The organism is Pseudomonas sp. ME-P-057, from assembly GCF_030208975.1.
GTDB classification, from domain to species: domain Bacteria; phylum Pseudomonadota; class Gammaproteobacteria; order Pseudomonadales; family Pseudomonadaceae; genus Aquipseudomonas; species Aquipseudomonas lutea.
This window is the reverse complement of record NZ_JARVSX010000046.1, coordinates 13875-32127: the sequence shown is the minus strand read 5'-3', so window position 1 is coordinate 32127 and position 18253 is coordinate 13875. Positions and strand designations below refer to the sequence as shown.

Annotated in this window: 13 protein-coding genes and 1 pseudogene; 10 read left to right on the top strand and 4 right to left on the bottom strand. The window is 62.8% G+C overall.

The window, feature by feature from the left end; genetic code table 11:
• Nucleotides 1-100: 100 nt before the first annotated feature.
• Entirely contained in the window at nucleotides 101-589 is a 489-nt protein-coding gene (locus QRN48_RS23435) for a hypothetical protein (protein WP_037010025.1), read from the bottom strand.
• A 519-nt stretch (nucleotides 590-1108) separates the two neighbouring features.
• Between QRN48_RS23435 and QRN48_RS23430 the strand changes: the two genes are divergently transcribed.
• The 8 genes from QRN48_RS23430 to QRN48_RS23395 all read left to right on the top strand — a co-directional run bounded on the left by QRN48_RS23430 (nucleotide 1109) and on the right by QRN48_RS23395 (nucleotide 12164).
• On the top strand, nucleotides 1109-3691 hold the full coding sequence (locus tag QRN48_RS23430; RefSeq protein ID WP_285353632.1) for a M10 family metallopeptidase C-terminal domain-containing protein: 2583 nt from the start codon (nucleotides 1109-1111) through the stop codon (nucleotides 3689-3691).
• 1256 nt (nucleotides 3692-4947) lie between these two features.
• The gene (locus tag QRN48_RS23425) at nucleotides 4948-5976 is read left to right on the top strand and encodes a LacI family DNA-binding transcriptional regulator (RefSeq protein WP_285353630.1); all 1029 of its coding nucleotides are present in this window, start codon (nucleotides 4948-4950) and stop codon (nucleotides 5974-5976) included.
• The gene (locus QRN48_RS23420) at nucleotides 5963-6967 is read left to right on the top strand and encodes an ABC transporter substrate-binding protein (protein WP_285353629.1); all 1005 of its coding nucleotides are present in this window, start codon (nucleotides 5963-5965) and stop codon (nucleotides 6965-6967) included. Before QRN48_RS23425 ends, QRN48_RS23420 begins: the two co-directional genes overlap by 14 nt.
• A 15-nt stretch (nucleotides 6968-6982) precedes the next feature.
• The gene (locus QRN48_RS23415) at nucleotides 6983-7837 is read left to right on the top strand and encodes an ABC transporter permease (protein ID WP_285353698.1); all 855 of its coding nucleotides are present in this window, start codon (nucleotides 6983-6985) and stop codon (nucleotides 7835-7837) included.
• On the top strand, nucleotides 7834-8628 hold the full coding sequence (locus tag QRN48_RS23410; protein ID WP_285353627.1) for an ABC transporter permease: 795 nt from the start codon (nucleotides 7834-7836) through the stop codon (nucleotides 8626-8628). Before QRN48_RS23415 ends, QRN48_RS23410 begins: the two co-directional genes overlap by 4 nt.
• Nucleotides 8625-9656: an ABC transporter ATP-binding protein gene (locus tag QRN48_RS23405; protein WP_285353625.1), complete on the top strand. Its 1032-nt coding sequence runs from the start codon at nucleotides 8625-8627 to the stop codon at nucleotides 9654-9656. Before QRN48_RS23410 ends, QRN48_RS23405 begins: the two co-directional genes overlap by 4 nt.
• Nucleotides 9657-9674: 18 nt before the next feature.
• The gene (locus QRN48_RS23400) at nucleotides 9675-10511 is read left to right on the top strand and encodes a phosphodiesterase (protein ID WP_285353623.1); all 837 of its coding nucleotides are present in this window, start codon (nucleotides 9675-9677) and stop codon (nucleotides 10509-10511) included.
• Nucleotides 10512-11009: 498 nt separating this feature from the next.
• Entirely contained in the window at nucleotides 11010-12164 is a 1155-nt protein-coding gene (locus QRN48_RS23395) for a P-loop NTPase family protein (RefSeq protein ID WP_285353621.1), read from the top strand.
• A gap of 19 nt (nucleotides 12165-12183) precedes the next feature.
• On the opposite strand, the gene QRN48_RS23390 is transcribed toward QRN48_RS23395, so the two are convergent.
• Entirely contained in the window at nucleotides 12184-12423 is a 240-nt protein-coding gene (locus tag QRN48_RS23390; protein WP_285353619.1) for a hypothetical protein, read from the bottom strand.
• A gap of 273 nt (nucleotides 12424-12696) precedes the next feature.
• Between QRN48_RS23390 and QRN48_RS25495 the strand changes: the two are divergent.
• Together QRN48_RS25495 and QRN48_RS25490 are read left to right on the top strand one after the other, a co-directional pair.
• Nucleotides 12697-13779: pseudogene (locus QRN48_RS25495) on the top strand (cache domain-containing protein); the annotation flags it as partial.
• 6 nt (nucleotides 13780-13785) lie between these two features.
• A complete protein-coding gene (locus QRN48_RS25490; RefSeq protein ID WP_476239830.1) occupies nucleotides 13786-14640 on the top strand; it encodes a methyl-accepting chemotaxis protein in 855 nt (284 codons plus the stop codon).
• 859 nt (nucleotides 14641-15499) lie between these two features.
• On the opposite strand, the gene QRN48_RS23380 is transcribed toward QRN48_RS25490, so the two are convergent.
• Nucleotides 15500-17242: an ABC transporter ATP-binding protein gene (locus QRN48_RS23380; RefSeq protein WP_285353615.1), complete on the bottom strand. Its 1743-nt coding sequence runs from the start codon at nucleotides 17240-17242 to the stop codon at nucleotides 15500-15502.
• Entirely contained in the window at nucleotides 17239-18186 is a 948-nt protein-coding gene (locus QRN48_RS23375; protein WP_285353612.1) for an acetamidase/formamidase family protein, read from the bottom strand. The genes QRN48_RS23380 and QRN48_RS23375 overlap by 4 nt, the downstream gene beginning before the upstream one ends.
• Between the last annotated feature and the right edge of the window lie 67 nt (nucleotides 18187-18253).

Genomic DNA, 18253 nt, shown 5'->3' with positions numbered 1-18253 from the left:
GTTGAGCGGGCCGGCCGAGCACTAGGGCGGTCACCAGCCAGCCACGGTTTGTCGGGTTGAGGGGCCACTGCTCAAAACGTGGCCAGATCCGCTGGAGCAATCACTGCATCACGACTTTCATCTCATAACGACCCTCGGCCTTTGCGGTACGAATGATGGTGAGGGTGCCGCTGCCGAACTCAAGCTTGGCCGGGGCGCCTTTCATGATCGATTCTTCAGCACTGTGCGGCATCGACAAGCCCAGTACTCGCACGGCCAGTCGCTTGGAGGCTCTCACCAGCTCACGCTTGGCAAGGTCATCATCCGCTTTGGAGATGCCGCCAAGCGTCAGTGTGACTCGAGTGGGAATGTCATCCGCCCCCTCTGCGGCATACCCGATCTGACTGCCGGCGGGCACGTCGGCAGATACCGGTCGAGTGCCGCTTGAACAGCCCTGACTGCCCGTGTCGTCCTGGCGCCAGTCCCCGGCACGCAGTTGCGTATCAGCCAGCAGCCGGCAGATCTGAACGGGGGATTTGACGCGCAGTTCCGCCGCGCAGTTGAGGGACAACAACAGCGCAACGGCGCCGCAAATGGGACGAAGTATCAAGGCAGCCTTCCTGGTCAGTAGACGGTTTGGCAGAGGGAGTGACGGTGTCTGGCTGCGCTGCGCACAAGGCCTGTCACTGCATTCCTGTCTGCCGATCAGCTCGCGCCCCGGTTTCCGTGTTCCCGCTCGACTGGCAACGCCATAAATCCATGTTTTTGTGCCGATCATGCGGAAACTTCACCGAGGCGGTAAGGCTTTTAGCACGGATTTCGACACCTCGCCTCAGCGCAAATGTATCCGCCGCAAAAAAGTTCCCCGATCCTCCTTTTTTAATGACTAAATGTTCGTTTCCTGCCGCTTTTACCTTGATCAGGCGTCGCGCAAGCGAATACCCATTATCGCAACGCTCCCGCGTGCAAAGGCCCGGGAGGACAGGCTTGGTTGATGCTGAAGCCGATCCGACGAAAGCCCGCTCCACGTCTCTAACAATCATGAACTCTGTCGGTCCAAGCTGTTCGCCGAACCGGTTACGGCAACAGGTTCACAGGTCGTCAGTATTTTTCCAGGCAGGAGCAGCGCATGAGCACCATCCCCACTTTTGATATCCGTACCTATGGCGCCAAGGGCGACGCTGTCACGGATGACACCGTGGCCATCCAGAAGGCCATCGACGCCGCCAGCGCTGCGGGTGGGGGCAAGGTGTATATCCCGGCCGGAACCTGGCGGGTGTCGGACGCCGATGGTTCAGGCAACGCGCTGTCGTTGAAGAGCAATGTGACCCTCACCGGCGACGGCGCAGCGAACAGTGTGCTCACACTTGGCGAAGGTCCGGGGGCCTCCACGACAGCCCTTTTGGGTGTGGTGGCGGGTAGCACGGTGCGGGACGCTGCCGTCAGCAACCTGTCGCTGGAGGGCAATGCCTCCGGTTCGAGCGGCGAGGTCAGCGGTTGGTCACAGTCGGGTGGCAGCGTTTCTCATCTGTTGATCGACGGCGTGACCGCGACCCACTTCAGCGGCAGCGGTTTCGACTTGAGCGGCGCGGCCACCGGGCTGGTGGTGCGCAACAGCACGGCAACCGACAATGGCTCGGATGGCTTTGTGCTGGGTGGCGCGTTGTCGGCCTTGACCTTTCAGGACAACCGCGCGGTGGACAACGGCGGCCACGGCATCAACGTCGGGCTCGGCGGCATGCCGATGTCATTGACCGATAACCTGGTGTCCGGCAACGCTGGCGACGGTATCTATGTTCATGAACAAAGCGGCGTGGATACCGGCTTTTTCACCGTTATCGGCGGCGACGTACACGGCAATGGCGGGGATGGCGTGCACATGCGCGGTATCGAGTACGGCGGCGTTTACCGCCTCGATATCCACGACAACGGCGGCTCGGGGGTAAACCTGCAAGGCACGACCCACATCGAGGTCTCCGATAACGTCATCCATACCAACGCGCAGAGCAGCGACGTTCCGGAAGTGGCGATCCGCACCCTGGGCGGCGAACCCGGTTCGCAAAACTTCGTGTACGACAACCTGATCACCGGCGGTGACGGTTCGACGTGGGGCGTGGCCGAGGTGCCGTCGGAAGTCGTAGGCGTGGAAGGCAGCGTGATCTTTGGCAACGTGATCAACGGCACGCCCGCCGGCGACATCAGTGCGGCCGGCAGCGAAAGTCAGGTGTACAACAACAGCGATGTGCTGATCGTGCGCGGCAGTGCCGCCGCCGACACGCTGATTGGCAGCCGCTCGGATGAACTGATCAGCGGCGGCGCCGGCCGTGACCGCATCGATGGCGGCGCAGGCAACGACGTGATTCACGGCGGAGCAGGGGCCGACCGGCTCAGCGGCGGCACGGGCAGCGATGTGTTCCGTTTCACCTCCGTGACCGACAGCTATCGCACGGCAACCACCTCCTACAGTGACCGTATCACTGATTTCAACGACGCCACTGACCGTCTCGACCTCACTCTGCTCGGGCTGTCCGGTCTGGGCAATGGCCATAACGGCACCCTTAAAGCGACGTATAACGCCGCGAGCGACACCACCTACCTGTCGAGTCTGGACGCTGATGCCAGTGGCAATCGCTTTCAATTGGCACTCGACGGCGATCACCTGAGCACTCTGGGTGCCGACAACTTTTTCTCGGCCATCACGGGCACCGCCAGCGACGACAAGCTGCTGGGCACCCTGGCCGATGACGTATTGATGGGCGGTGCAGGGCGCGACACGCTGTCCGGTGACGGCGGCGCGGACCGGCTGCTGGGCGGCAGCGGCGGCGATACGCTGATCGGCGGGGCTGGCGCCGACACCTTTGTCTACACCAGCGTCAGCGACAGCCTGCGCAACGACGCCAGCGGCAGCTACGCGCAACGCGACCTGATCATGGATTTCAACAGCAACGGCCATGACCGTCTGGACCTGACCGCGCTGAACTTCAAGGGCCTGGGCAACGGCTATGACGGCACGCTCAAGGTGGTGCTGAACCTGGCGGGCGATCAAACGGCGCTCAAATCGCTGGAGCCGGACGCCGACGGCAACCGCTTTGAAATTCTGCTCAACGGCAATCACCTGTACGACCTGACCGCGACCAACGTGCTGTTCGCCAACCCCGACGACGCACGCACCGATTCGTCGCAGCCGCTGACATCGGTGAACGCAACCGGCACCGCAGGCGTGGATACGCTGTATGGCAACTGGGGCAACGACTCGCTGTACGGTCTGGCCGGCAACGATGTGCTGGGCGGCGGTGTCGGTGATGACCTGCTGGTGGGCGGCGGCGGCGGTGACCGTCTGACCGGCGGCTCGGGTGCAGACACGTTCCGTTTCGATCAGATCAGCGACAGCTACCTCGGTGCCGCAGATCTGATCACTGACTTCACCACCGGTCACGACACACTGGACGTCTCGGCCCTCGGCTTCACCGGGCTGGGCGACGGTCACGACGGCACGTTGAAAGTCAGCTACAACGCCGGCAACGACCGCACTTACGTGCGCAGCGACGACGCCGACAGCGCCGGGCACAAGTTCCAGGTCACCCTGGCCGGCGATTACAGCCACACCTTGAATTCCGATGCGTTCGTGTTCAGCGCTGGCGCAGGCGCAGGTGAAATCACGGTGGTGGGTGTGGCTACAGCGACGGACCCTGCGGTCATCACCCACGCCTGATCCCCAAGCTCCAAGCCGGCCCCACAATCGATAGCGCTCTTAAGGCGAACGCTACTCAGTGGGACCGGCTTCAGCGGGGAGGGGCCGGTGTGATCTCCTCAATCGCTCGGTGTGTCTCACGACGCTTTCCCGGCTAAACCCAGTCTCCCATTGACGGCGCTCTCAAAGCGAACGCTAGCCAGTGGGACCGGCTTCAGCCGGGAAGGGGCCGGTGTGATCACCTCAATCGCTCGGTGTGTCTTATGACGCCTTCCCGGCTAAAGCCAGTCCCACATTGACGGCGCTCTCAAGGCGAACGCTACCCAGTGGGACCGGCTTCAGCCGGGAAGGGGGCCGGTGTGATCACCTCAATCGCTCGGTGTGTCTTATGACGCCTTCCCGGCTAAAGCCAGTCCCACATTGACGGCGCTCTCAAAGCGAACGCTAGCCAGGGGGGCCGGCTTCAGCCGGGAAGAGGCCGGTGTGACCATTTCAATCGCTCGGTGTGTCTCATGACGCTTTCCCGGCTAAAGCCAGTCCCACATTGACGGCGCTCTCAAGCCGAACGCTACCCAGTGGGACCGGCTTCAGCCGGGAAGGGGCCGGGGTGATCATTTCAATCGCTCGGTGTGCCTCATGACGCTTTCCCGGCTAAAGCCAGTCCCACATTGACGGCGCTCTCAAAGCAAACGCTATCCAGTGGGACCGGCTTCAGCCGGGAAGGGGCCGGTGTGATCACCTCAATCGCTCGGTGTGTCTCATGACGCCTTCCCGGCTAAAGCCAGTCCCACATTGACGGCGCTCTCAAAGCAAACGCTATCCAGTGGGACCGGCTTCAGCCGGGAAGGGGCCGGTGTGATCACCTCAATCGCTCGGTGTGTCTCATGACGCCTTCCCGGCTAAAGCCAGTCCCACATTGACGGCGCTCTCAAGGCGAACGCTATCCAGTGGGACCGGCTTAAGCCGGGAAGGGGCCCGGTGTGATCTCCTCAATCGCTCGGTGTGTCTCATGACGCCTTCCCGGCTAAAGCCAGTCCCACATTGACGGCGCTCTCAAGGCGAACGCTACCCAGTGGGACCGGCTTCAGCCGGGAAGAGGCCGGTGTGACCATTTCCATTGCTCGGGGTGTCGCAAGACCCTTTCCCGGCTGAATCCATTCCTGCCAGTCGCCACGACCCTCGCCAACCCGTCTTCAATCTGTCACACCCCCGCCGTTCAAATGCCATATTGACTCCGTAATGTCCTCGCCAATGAGATCGATCTCAAGCGAGTGAACATGAGTGACCTGAAAGAAGTCGCGCGGGTGGCCGGTGTATCAAGAGCCACCGCCGCGCGCTGTTTTTCCTCCCCTGAAGTGGTACGTCCCGGCACCCGCGACCAAGTGTTTGCTGCTGCCCGGGAGCTCGGTTTCCGCCCCAACCTGCTGGGCCGCCAGCTGCGACTGCAAACCACGCAGTTGATTGGCGTGGTCGTGCCCAGCCTGCTTAACCCTGTGTTCGCCGAACAGCTTCAGGCCATGGAGCGCGCTGCACGGTTACGCGGTTACAGCTTGCTGCTGGCCACTACCGATTACAGCGCCGAGCGCGAAAGCGCCGTGGTGGAGGAGTTGCTGCGTCAGCGCGTAGACGGCCTCGTCCTCACCGTGACCGACGCCCAGAGCAATCGCGTGCTGCAAGACCTCGGCTCGGAAGACACCCCATTCGTGCTCGCCTATCACCAGCCCGACAGCACCGAGTACAGCGCGGTGTCGGTGGACAATCGCGCCGGCATGGCACTCGCCACGCGCTACCTGCTCGACGCCGGACACCGCCGCATCGGCATGGTCGCCGGCCCGACCTTGCAGTCCGACCGGGCGCGCCAGCGCTACGCCGGTTATTGCGATGCCATGGGCGAACAACAACTGCCCGCCATGCCGATTATCGAAATGCCCAGCCACACCCAGGCCGAATTCTCGGCACTCGCGCCGTGGTTGAACGGTGTAGAGGCGCCCAGCGCCCTGGTGTGTTCCAACGACTTGCTCGCCATCAGCCTGATCGCCGAACTGCGCCGCCACGGCTGGCCTGTGCCACAGCGGCTGTCGATCATCGGCTTCGACGGCATCGCCATCGGCGCGCAGATGCACCCGACGCTGTGCAGCGTGGTCCAGCCGATTGCCGCGCTGGCGACCACGGTCATCGATCAACTGCTGGCGCAGATTGCCGGCGGCGCCCCGACATCCCACTGCCTGCCGTGCCACATCCGGCCGGGCGAAAGTACTCAGCCCTACAATCAGCCCTACGAGGAGACGCTCCATGATCCGCTTTAGTAAAACCCTGGCGGCACTGCTGCTGTGCGGCGTTGCCAGCCTCGCCCAGGCCGCCGACAGCGCGATTTGCTACAACTGCCCGCCGGAATGGGCAGACTGGGGCACCCAGCTCAAGGCCATCGCCGACCAAACCGGCGTGCAGGTGCCGCTGGACAACAAGAACTCCGGTCAGGCGCTGGCGCAACTGGTGGCCGAGAAAGCCGCGCCGGTGGCCGACGTGGTGTATTACGGGGTGACGTTCGGGCTGCAGGCGCAGAAAGCCGGCGTGGTCGGCACCTACAAACCCAAAGGCTGGGAACAGATTCCCGCAGGGCTCAAGGACCCGGACGGTCACTGGTTCGCCATTCATTCCGGAACCCTGGGCATCATGGTCAACGTCGATGCCCTGGGCGGGTTGCCGGTTCCGCAGAGCTGGGCGGACCTGCTCAAGCCGGAATACAAAGGCATGGTCGGCTACCTCGATCCCTCCAGCGCCTTCGTCGGCTACGTCTCGGCCGTGGCGATCAATCAGGCCATGGGCGGCACGCTGGATAACTTCGCACCGGCCATCGACTACTTCCAGAAGCTGGCGAAAAATGCGCCCATCGTGCCCAAGCAAACCGCTTACGCCCGAGTACTGTCCGGCGAGCTGCCGATTCTGGTGGACTACGACTTCAACGCCTACCGCGCCCGCTACAAGGACAAGGCCAACGTCGCGTTCGTCATCCCGAAAGAGGGCAGCATCAGCGTCCCTTACGTGATGAGCCTGGTCGCCAACGCGCCGCATCCGGCCAACGCCGAGAAAGTCCTGGATTTCGTGCTTTCCGAGCAGGGCCAGGCGCTGTGGGCCAAGGCGTATCTGCGTCCGGTACGCGCCATGCAGATGCCCGCCGAGGTGGCTGCGCAGTTTTTGCCGGACAGCGATTACGCCCGGGCTGGCGTGGTGGATTATCAGCACATGGCCGATGTGCAGGAAGCCTTTGCCGCGCGTTACCTGAGCGAGGTCAAGTAAGTGAGCAGCCGTGTATTGCCAGCCCGAGGGCTGGAAGGAAGTAGAGCACCGCGCTGGCGGTTGCGCCCGACGGCGGCATGGGCGCTGGCACCTGCGGCAGCGGTGCTGGCCGCGTTTTGGTTGCTGCCGCTGGCGCACTTGATCGTGCTCGGCGGGCAGGCACGCGATGCCGCCGGCAGCGGCTATTGGCAGGTGCTGGGCAGTGCCCAGTACCTGGGGAGCCTGGCGCAAACCTGTCTGCTCGCCGCCGTCGTCACAATGGCTTCCTTGCTGGTGGGTGGCATCACCGGCGTGTTCCTGGCGCGCCAGCGTTTTTTCGGTCGCTCGACGCTGGTGGCACTGCTGACCTTCCCGCTGGCATTCCCCGGCGTGGTTGTCGGATTTCTGGTGATTCTGCTGGCGGGGCGACAGGGTCTGTTCGCCATGCTCGGCCTTAAAATCGCGGGCGAACGCTGGGTGTTTGCTTACTCGCTGGCGGGGCTGTTTCTGGGCTATCTGTATTTCTCGATTCCGCGGGTCATTCTGACCGTGATGGCGGCGTGCGAAAGCCTCGACCGAAGCCTTGAAGAAGCCGCTCAATCTTTGGGTGCGAGCCCATGGCGAGTGGTAAACGACGTGATCATTCCCGGGCTCGCGCCAGCGCTGGTGTCTTGCGGCGCGATTTGCTTCGCCACGTCTATGGGCGCCTTCGGCACCGCATTCACCCTCGGCACGCAGCTGAACGTCACGCCGGTGGCGATCTATAACGTGTTCACCAATTACGCCAATTTCACCGTCGCTGCTGCGTTGTCGGTGGTGCTCGGTGCGCTGACGTGGGCCGTGCTGTTGCTCGCACGGCGCATGGTCAGACAGTCGGGGACAGTCCTGTGAAGCGTCCCTGGTTGTTCGGCGCGCAACTGCTGTTCACGCTGCTGGTCTGCGCGTTCATGCTGGTGCCGGTGGTGATGTCACTGCTCGCCGGGTTGACCCGCAATTACTTTCAAGGCCTGTCCAGCGGACTGACCTTCGACTGGATCGTGCAGGTGTGGGAGGCGTATGCGCCGACCGTGTGGCTGTCTCTGCAACTGGCCGCGGCCTGCGCCGTGTGCGTCTGCGTGATCGGCGTGCCTGCGGCCTATGCGTTGGTCCGAATGAACAACCGCTTCAGCCGTGCCTTTGAAGAGTTGATGGTCTTGCCGGTGGCCATGCCGGGCCTGGCCAGTGCGCTGGCGCTGTTGCTGACCTACGGCCAGTTCGGCAGCTTTCGCAGCAGCTGGCTGTTCATTCTGGTGGGCCACGTGCTGTTCACGCTGCCGTTTCTGGTGCGGCCGGTGATGGCAGTGATGCAGCGCCAGCACCTGCCCGTGCTGGAAGAAGCCGCCGCCAGCCTCGGCGCCGAACCCCTGCGACGGTTTTTCGGCATCGTGGTGCCCAACTGTCGGGCCGGCATTCTTGCCGGTGTACTGATGGTGGTGACGCTCTCGCTGGGCGAATTCAACCTGACCTGGATGCTGCACACGCCAATGACCAAAACCCTGCCGGTGGGCCTGGCCGACAGTTACGCCTCGGCGCGGCTGGAAGTCGCCAGCGCCTACACCCTCATATTTCTGTTGATGATCGTGCCGCTGCTGGTGGCGTTGCAGGCCATCAGCACACGCCTGTCCCGTGGAGCACAAAGATGACTGGAACCACGCTGCGCCTGATCGGTTGCCGCAAGGCCTTTGCCGATGGCACCGTCGCTGTTCACGACCTCAATCTGACCATTGAAGCGGGGGAGACCCTGGCCATCCTCGGCCCGTCCGGCTGCGGCAAAACCACCACGCTGCGGATGATTGCCGGGCTGGAGCAGCCCGACGTCGGTCAGGTGTGGTTCGGCGATCAGGACGTCACCCGTCTGCCCATCGAGCGCCGCGATGTCGGCATGGTGTTCCAGAACTACGCGCTGTTCCCCAACCTCAGTGTGGAGGGCAACGTCGTTTACGGACTAAAGGTCAGGGGCATGCCGGCGGCCGAGCGCTCCCGGCGTTGCGCCGAGCTGCTGGAACTGGTCGGCCTGCAGGAACACGCCAAACGCGGCATCCATGAACTCTCGGGTGGGCAGCGGCAGCGAGTGGCCCTGGCGCGCGCCCTTGCGCCAAGGCCCAAGGTCTTGCTGCTCGACGAACCCCTGGCAGCGCTGGATGCGCAGTTGCGCGAGCGCTTGCGCAGTGAGTTGGATCAACTGCTGCGCGGGTTGGGCATCACCTCGGTGTTCGTTACCCACGATCAGGGCGAAGCCATGGCTCTGGGCGACCGGATTCTGGTGATGCAGGAGGGGCGCATCGCCCAGCTCGGCACTCCGCGCGAGATTTATCAGCGGCCCGCCAACGCGTTTGTGGCGGGCTTCGTCGGCAATTTGAATGCGTTTACGGTGTCTGGCCGAACGGCCGGCGGGCTGACTGTCAGCGGGGGCGAGCTGCCGTGGTCGCAGGTCGATGCGCCGGCGACGGTGTACTGCCGGCCCGAGCATCTGCGGGTGGTGAGCGGCGCGGGGCATGTGCGCGGGCGTCTGTTGGGGCAGTTCTTTCAGGGCGCGCAAAGTCGACTGTTGATTGAGGTCGGCGCCGCGCAACCGCTGCTGGTGGACAGCCCCGACGGCACCGTCCATACCCCGGGCGACCTGATTGCCCTGTCCGTTGCGCCACAGGCGCTGTTTGCCCTGCATCCCTGAGCATTATCGAGCGAGTTCATGTCGAGTCTTCCGTTTCTCATTGCGCAGATCAGCGATCTGCACCTCAAAGCCGGCAACAAGCTGACCTACGGCGTGGTTGACACCCTCGGTGCGCTGCGCCGCGCGATCGATCATTTGAACGCCAGCCAGCCGCGCCCGGACATCGTGGTCATCAGCGGTGACCTTGTGGACTTCGGCCGGCCGGACGAATACGCGGTTCTGCATCCAGAACTGGCGCGCCTGAACATGCCGTATTACCTCGTGCCCGGAAACCACGACGTGCGCGAGCACCTGCTGGCCGAGTTCGCCGATCACGTGTATTTGCCGCTCTGCCCTGAAGCGCCACTGGACTGGGTGGTGGAAGAGCACCCGCTACGCCTGATCGGTCTGGATACGACGATCCCGGGGGCTCATGGCGGCCGGGTGCTGGACAGCCAGATGGTCTGGCTGGACGACGTGCTGGGCCGCCGGCCCGAGGTGCCGACGCTGGTGGTCATGCACCATCCGCCGTTCGTGACCGGGATCGGTCACATGGACCGCGAAGCCTTTATCAACGGCGCAGCCCTGGAACAGGTCATCAGGCGCCATCCGCAAGTGGAGCGTCTGCTCTGCGGGCATCTGCATCGGCCGATGCAGCAACGTTTCAGCGGGAGCATCAGTTGCACCTGCCCAGGCACCTCGCACCAGATCGTGCTCGATCTGCGCCCAGACGCACCCGCGCATTTCAATCTTGAACCGCCTGGGTATTTGCTGCATCGCTGGGAGCCCGGCCAGGGGCTGGTGACCCATAACGGCGTGTTTGGCGATTACCCGGGGCCGTATCCGTTTTATGACGACCAGGGACTGATCGATTAGAGCCCGTGCGGCGGGTGCTAGACCGGCGTTTAAATGCGTTTCGCCGTGGCGCAACGATAGGCAACGGAAAATTGCAGGAGCGCGCTTGCCCGCGAAGGCTTCGGTGCTGACGATGGAGATCCGTCAATTCGACGGCCAGTTCGCGGCCAAGCGCGCTCATCGACCATCGCTACGCCGCAAAGGCATCGGCCGATGATGACTGTGGGAGTGAGCTTGCTCGCGAAGGCATCGGTGCTGAAGATAGAAATCCGTGAAATTCGCCGGCCAGTTCGCGGGCAAGCGCGCTCCTACAAACCGGGAGCAGCCGCAAATCAAGCGGTGACCCCTGGGGTTTGTTTAAGACGCACGCCCTGGCGGGCAACGCGAGGTTGCATCAAGGCGAATCTATAATCGGTCTATAGTCGTTCTATAATTTGCTATAAATGACAATCCCGCGCTGCCTATAATTGGTCTATAGTCGGTCTATAATCCGCTATAAAGCCGTATTGAGGTTTGCCCATGAACGAAGTCGTCTACCACCGCCCCGAGTTGGCTGCCCGACTCGCCAAACTGATCATGCAGGTCGCTGTGGGCAGTTCGGCCAGCTCCGGCGTCTTCCTGGCAGCGCCACGGCGCACGGGCAAGTCCACATTTGCGCGTGAAGACCTGCGTCCGGCACTGGAGAACGCAGGGGCGATCGTGCTGTACGCCGACCTCTGGCAAGACCTGACCAAAGACCCGGGCCTTGTCATCGTCGAAGCCATCCGCGAAGCGGTGGGACGCAACGATGGTTTCATTACGCGGCTGGCCAAGGCCTCGGGAATAGAGAAAGTTGCCGTGGGCGGCCTAAATTTCAGCCTGGATAAAATCGGTCTGGGCAAAGACATCGATCTCTCCACCGCGCTGGTGGCCCTCTCCGACGAATCGCAGAAGCTGATCGTGCTGATGATCGACGAAGCGCAGCATGCGATCACCACCGAGGCAGGCGTCGCGGCGCTGTTCGCACTTAAGGCGGCGAGGGACGAGCTCAACAGCTCACGGCACCATGGCCTTCGTGTCGTCTGCACCGGCTCGAACCGGGACAAGCTGGCCATGCTGCGCAACAGCAAGGATCAGGCGTTCTTCGGCGCTTCAATGGTGCCGTTCCCGACCTTGGATCGAAACTACATCGACTGGCTGTGCGAGCATATTGACCTGCCAACCCCGCTTGACCCGGCTGAGGTATACGAGCTGTTCAGAGAGAGCGGCTATCGCCCCGAAATGCTCGGTGCCGCGGCGGATGCCATCCGCTTTGACTTCTTTATCGACCCTGAAAACGTCCGTGAGCGGTTTGCAGAGCTGGTTCGCGCCCAGGCGGATGAACTCAATGCGAATCTGAAGAAGGTGCTCCACAGCCTCACGCCGATCCAGTCTGCCGTGATCCGCGTCATGGGCAGCATGGGCGACAGCTACGCCCCGTTCGAGGCACCGACCATGGACTTGTACGCCGCAGCAATGAAGCAGGCAGGCATTGCGCAAACTACCATCAAAGTGGAGGTGCCAGGCGTGCAACAGGCGCTGATCGCCCTGCAGGAAAAGAATCTGGTGTGGAAGGCGTCTCGGGGGGTTTATGCGGTGGACGAGCACGTGATCGTCGATCTGCTGCGTGCCGACGGGCTGCTTGAGGGCTTGTAACCCGCAGCAGCCCGGATCCTTATCGCTTCAGGGCCTTGGCCTCTGCGACTAGGCACTCAAGGGCGAACTGCTCTGTGTAGGTCATCTGGATGGGCGTGGTTTCTCCCTTGACGGTCCGTTCGCCATCCAGGATGTAGCGGATGCGCTTGTCCGTCACACCGATCCGCTTGGCGATCCACGACGGTGTTTGTCCTATCTGCGAAATCAGCTTGTCGGCATATTCGGTCGAAGGGCTATAGCGTTCTGCGTTGGGTGTCATGTGACGTCCGGAGAAGGGTTAGGCGCGTTGCACCTGAGGGGAATGCCGCACAGTGTGCCAACAACTGGACGGTGTCGCGACCCTCTAGACCGCTGGTAACGCGCCGACAGTCGGCAAAGCCCCGTATCCATTGTCTTTCGCGAAGATTATCGCCTCAGGTTCGGCCGCCATCGGCCGATAAAATCGAGGTCACCGTGGACGCTTTCACAAATAGAACACCACGCGTCGTCACCCATTCTGCCCACAACTCTTACAACCTATGCGGAAGGTCTCATGAACATCAAACAGAAGCTGACGTGGGGGTTCGCGGCCATCGCGTGCGTTCCGGTGCTGGTGGTAGCGGGGCTGGTGGTGTTTAACGCGCGGGACTCCGCTGAGGCCAACTTCGTTGACAGCAGCGGCCGCGAGATCCGCCAGATCGATAACGGCATGACGCAGTTCTTCGACGCCATCAGTCAGAACGTCGACTACCTGGCCCGTGATCCCCGGATCGTCGCAGTCAAGGACCTAAAAAATTACACCAGCGCCGACGCCGCGAAGCTTCCCCTGACCGACAGTAACGTCCGCATGCTGGAGATTTTCGACGGTTTCGCCAAAACCCACCCGACCACCGCGTACCTGTCGGTCGGTCTGAGCGACGGCGGCTATGCGAGCTGGCCGGATGACCCGAAAATCAGCAACTACGATCCGCGCCAGCGTCCCTGGTACAAAGCCGCCATTGCCGCACCGGGCACTACCGTACGCACCGGCGCTTATTACTGGGCGCCGGATGACGTGTCGTTGATCGGCACCGTGCATACCGTTGCCGATGCCAGTGGCGCCGTGGTCGGAGTGGTGGGCCTGGACGTATCGCTCAAGCAGCTCACCGAGCTGGTAAAGAACATCAAGCTGGGCCACAGCGGTTACCTGATGCTGGTGGAGGCCAATGGCAACGTGCTGGTTGACCCCAGCGATGCCAAACACAACTTCAAACCGCTGGCCGATTTAGGTACTAATTACGCCGAACTCGCCAAGGGCGGGGATGGCTCGACGCAGATCGAGATCGACGGCAAGGTCTACATGGCCAATGTCATCACCTCCAAAGGGCTGGGCTGGCGCTTCATCGGCCTGATCGAGCGTGACGAAGTGATGGCGCAGGCGTCCAGCCTGACGTGGCTGATCGCTGGAATTGCCGCTGTGCTGGCGATCATTTTTGCCATCGTCGGCGCCACTTTTGCCGGCGTCATTGTCCGGCCTATCAGCGGCGTGGCCGATGGCTTGCAGGAAATCGCCGAAGGCGAGGGCGACCTGACGCGCCAGCTCAAGGTGCGTGGCAACGATGAAACCGCGACCCTGGCCGGCTGGTTCAACCAGTTCCTGGGCATGATCGCGCAATTGATGCAGCGCATTGGCGGGGCGTCTTCGGATTTGCAGCGTGCAGCTGCAGACACCAGTGAAGTGGCGCGCAACATGGACGAGGCCGCCGGGCGTCAGCGCGAGGCAGTCGAACTGGTCAGCACCGCGTTCAACGAGATGGTCGCCACGGCCAACGAAGTGGCGCGCTCGTGCAGCAACGCGGCGTCCAGCGCCGATGCGGGTTATCGCGACGTGCATGCCGGTCAGCAACACATCAGCGAGGCCAACGGCAGCGTGCTGAAACTGAGCAAGGAGCTGCAACAGTCAACCGAAACCATGCAGTTGCTTGAGCAGGACAGCAAGAACATCAACGGCATTCTGGACACCATCCGCTCGATCGCCGAGCAGACCAACCTGCTGGCGCTAAACGCCGCGATCGAAGCAGCCCGTGCCGGGGATCAGGGTCGGGGCTTTGCAGTGGTGGCGGATGAGGTTCGCGCGCTGGCACGCCGCACCGCCGACTCCACCGGGGAAATCGACAGCCTGCTGGGTAACCTGGCCAGGCGTACTCAAGAGGTGACGGTGCAGATGCGCGGCAGCCTGGAGGTGTCCCACAGCAGCGTCGAGTGCATCCAGCAGGCGCGCGACAGCTTCGACAAGATTCGCTCGTCCGTGGATTCGATCCGCGATCAGAACACCCAGATCGCGACGGCCGCTGAAGAGCAGCATCAAGTGGCCGAAGAGATCAACCGCCACATCTCGCAGATCCACACCGACGCCCAGCTGGTCGAAGAATTCGCCCACACCGCGCAGGCAGGCTCGGGTCGCCTGACCGACATCTCCGGTCAGCTCAACGGCCTGGTGGGACGCTTCAAGTTCTGACAGCGGACACGAAGCAGGCCAGGGATGGCCGCGACCCGCGTTAGATCCAGACTGCCCCCAACGCGCGGCCAACACCAAACTGCAGGAGCACCGCTCAACCTGCGGCTGACACCGAACCGTAGGAGCGCGCTTGCCCGCGAATTGGTCGGCGAATTTGACGCATCCCTATCGTCCCCGCCGACGCTTTCGCGGGCAAGCGCGCTCCTACAATGACGGGTGGCGACCCACCGATGTGTGGCATGCATAAAACGGTGGCACCCATTGATGTATGGGTATCTCAAACCGTGGTATCCATCGATGATGGGTACATCAAACTGTGGCAACCCCACCAATGCGCGGCGAACATCAAACGGCACGCCCGCCGCTCAAGCCCGTGACCTGCACCAAACGGTGGCGACCGCTCAATCTACGGCCTGCACCAAACTGTAGGAGCGCGCTTGCCCGCGAATTGGTCGGCGAATTTGACGCATTTCTATCGCCCCTACCGACGCTTTCGCGGGCAAGCGCGCTCCTACAATGACCGGCGGCAACCCACCGATGTGTGGCATGCATAAAACGGTGGCACCCATCAATGTATGGGTATCCCAGACCGTGGCACCCATCGATGTATGGATACATCAAACTGTGGCAACCCCACCAATGCGCGGCGAACATCAAACTGCACGCCCGCCGCTTAACCTGCGGCTTACACGACTGTAGGAGCCGGCTTGCTGGCGAAGGCGTTGGGTCAGTCAACAGGTCCGGTGCTGATCCATCGGGTTCGCCAGCAAGCCGGCTCCCGCAGCCTCTCGCGTTCCTCCACGGCCATACGAATTACTGGGCGGTTGACGACACCCCCTAAGCGCTGACCGCCCGCTGGTCACTCCACCGCCACCCAATGATCCGTTGCCACCGCCGCAAAACGTTGCGCCGGGGCGATGAAGCCTGCCTGTTTGATCGGGTCGGGACGTTCCAGTTCTTTCAGCAGGCTTTTGAAATCGCGACGGCGGCCGACTTCAGGGACGGGCACCGCGGCGAGCAGGCGTCGGGTGTAAGGATGCTGCGGGTTGTGCAGCACCTGATCGCGGGCACCGATTTCGACGATGCGCCCGCCGTACATTACCGCCACCCGATGGCAGATGCGCTCGACCACCGCCATGTCATGGGAAATGAACAGATAGCTCAAGCCATGCTCGCCACGCAGCCGCTCCAGCAGTTCCAGCACTTGCGCTTGAACCGACACGTCCAGCGCCGAGACCGATTCGTCGGCGATGATCACTTTGGGGTTCAGCGCCAATGCCCGGGCGATGCAGATGCGTTGCCGTTGACCACCGGAGAACTGATGCGGATAGCGTTCCAGTGTTTCCCGGGGCAGATCGACTTGCTGCAGAAGCTCGGCTACGCGTTCGCGTCGCTGCGGTTCAGGCATCTTGTCGTGAATCAACAAGGGCTCGCCGACCAGATCGAACACCGTTTTGCGCGGATTGAGCGCGGCGTAGGGGTCCTGAAACACCATTTGCACGTCCCGGCGCACCCGTTGCAAGGCATCGCCCTGCAGACCGTTGAGCTCCTGGCCGAGCAATTTCACGCTGCCCTGATAGTCCAGCATGTTCATCAACGCCTTGCCGGTGGTGGATTTACCGCAGCCGCTTTCACCCACCAGCCCCAGGGTTTCGCCCTGACGCAGCTCGAAACTCACGCCCTCGACCGCATGCACCGTGCGCGGTGCCTCGAACCAGCCGTGGCGCAACGCAAAGCGCACGCACAGGTCCTGCACCGCCAACACCACCGGCTGCCCGGTCAAAACTTCGGGCGGCGGCGCGCTGCCCAAAACCGGCACGGCGCCAAGCAGCTTGCGCGTATAGGGCGCCTGGGCGTTGGTGAAGACTTGATGCAGGGAGCCACGCTCTTCCATGCGCCCCTGATTCATCACTACCACTTCATCGGCCATCTCAGCCACGACGCCCATGTCGTGAGTGATAAGCAACAAACTGGTGGAAAACTGCTGCTGCAATTCCCGCATCAGCTCAAGGATTTGCGCCTGAATGGTCACATCCAGCGCCGTGGTCGGTTCGTCGGCGATGAGGATTTCCGGCTGGCACAGCATCGCCATCGCGATCATCACCCGCTGACGCATGCCGCCCGACAGTTCGTGCGGGTACTGGGTCAGGCGCTTGTCCACTTGCGGCATCCGCACCGCATCCAGCATCGCCCTGCAGCGCTGGCGGATCTCGTCCCGGCTCAATGCCTCATGCCGGCGCAACGTCTCCCCTAATTGCTGGCCGACGGTCAGCAGCGGGTTCAGCGAGGTCATCGGCTCCTGGAAAATCATGCCGATGCGCTTGCCGCGCAGCTGTTGCTTTTCGCGCTCCGGCAGGCCCAGCAAATCGCGGTTGTCGAACAGGATCGCGCCGCTGGGGACACTGGCTGCCTTGGGCAGCAGGCCCATGATCGCCAGCGACGACAGCGATTTGCCGCTGCCCGACTCACCGGCGATGCACAGGGTGCGGCGCGGGTACAAGGCGAAACTCAGCTCCTCGACCACCCGCCGGCGCGAGGCACCGCCGCCGACATCGATGCTCAGCCGCTCTACGGACAGACTGGGCTGGTCGTTGGGTTTCACTGGAACACCACCTTCGGAAAGTAGAACGACACCACCCAGTTGGGCAGGTCGACGATTTCGCTGATGCGCAGATCGCCGCACACCGAGCACAACATGTACGCCTGTTCAGCAGGCATGTGATGCTCGCGGCACAGCCAGTCGATGGTGTTGGCCACCGCCTGGCGGGCGGCCTGCATCAAATCCGGACCGATGCCGGTGAAGGCCTCGTAACCGGCACTGTCGAGGTGGCGTGTCACCGGGCCCGGGGTGCTGAAACGTGGCGTGGCCAGCGGCGTCTGCTTGATCAGATCGAGCTTGACGACCACGTCCATGGCGCTCTCGATGGCCGTGCCGCAGACCTCGCCGTCGCCTTGGGCCGCGTGGGTGTCGCCAATCGAAAACAACGCACCGGCAACCTCCACCGGCAGGTACAAAATGCTGCCGGCCGCCAGATCGCGGATGTCCAGATTGCCGCCCACCCGACGCGGCGGCACGATCGAATGCAGGCCCGCCTCGGCCGGGGCAACCCCGACGGTGCCGGCGAACGGTTTGAGCGGCACCTTGGCAAAGTCACCAAACGCAGCAGGCGCCAGGCTCTGCGTGTCGTAGTGCCACAACGCCAGGGCCGGCGCCTGGAACTGATCGGCGAGCAGGCCGAAACCGGGAATGTTCGCGGTCCAGCCGAAACCGCCCGGCTTGAAGCTGTCCAGGGTGATTTTCAACACGTCGCCGGGTTCTGCGCCCTTGACATAGATAGGGCCCGTCACCGGGTTGATCTGATCGAAGGGCATGACGCTGACGTCGGCCACTTGAGAGTGCGCAGTGAAATAACCGTTGGACGAGTCGCGGCAGTTCATCTGCAGCGTGGTGCCGGGCGCCACGCGCTCGACAGGGGTGAAGCTGTGGTCCCAACCGAAGTGGCTGTTGACGCTGTGAATGGTCTTGACCAGGCAGTTCTGGCACATGAGTAAGGTCCTCGGTGCAAAAAGGCGATGGGTGAGGGGAGCAGTGGCCCATTCTCCAGCGTTGCCG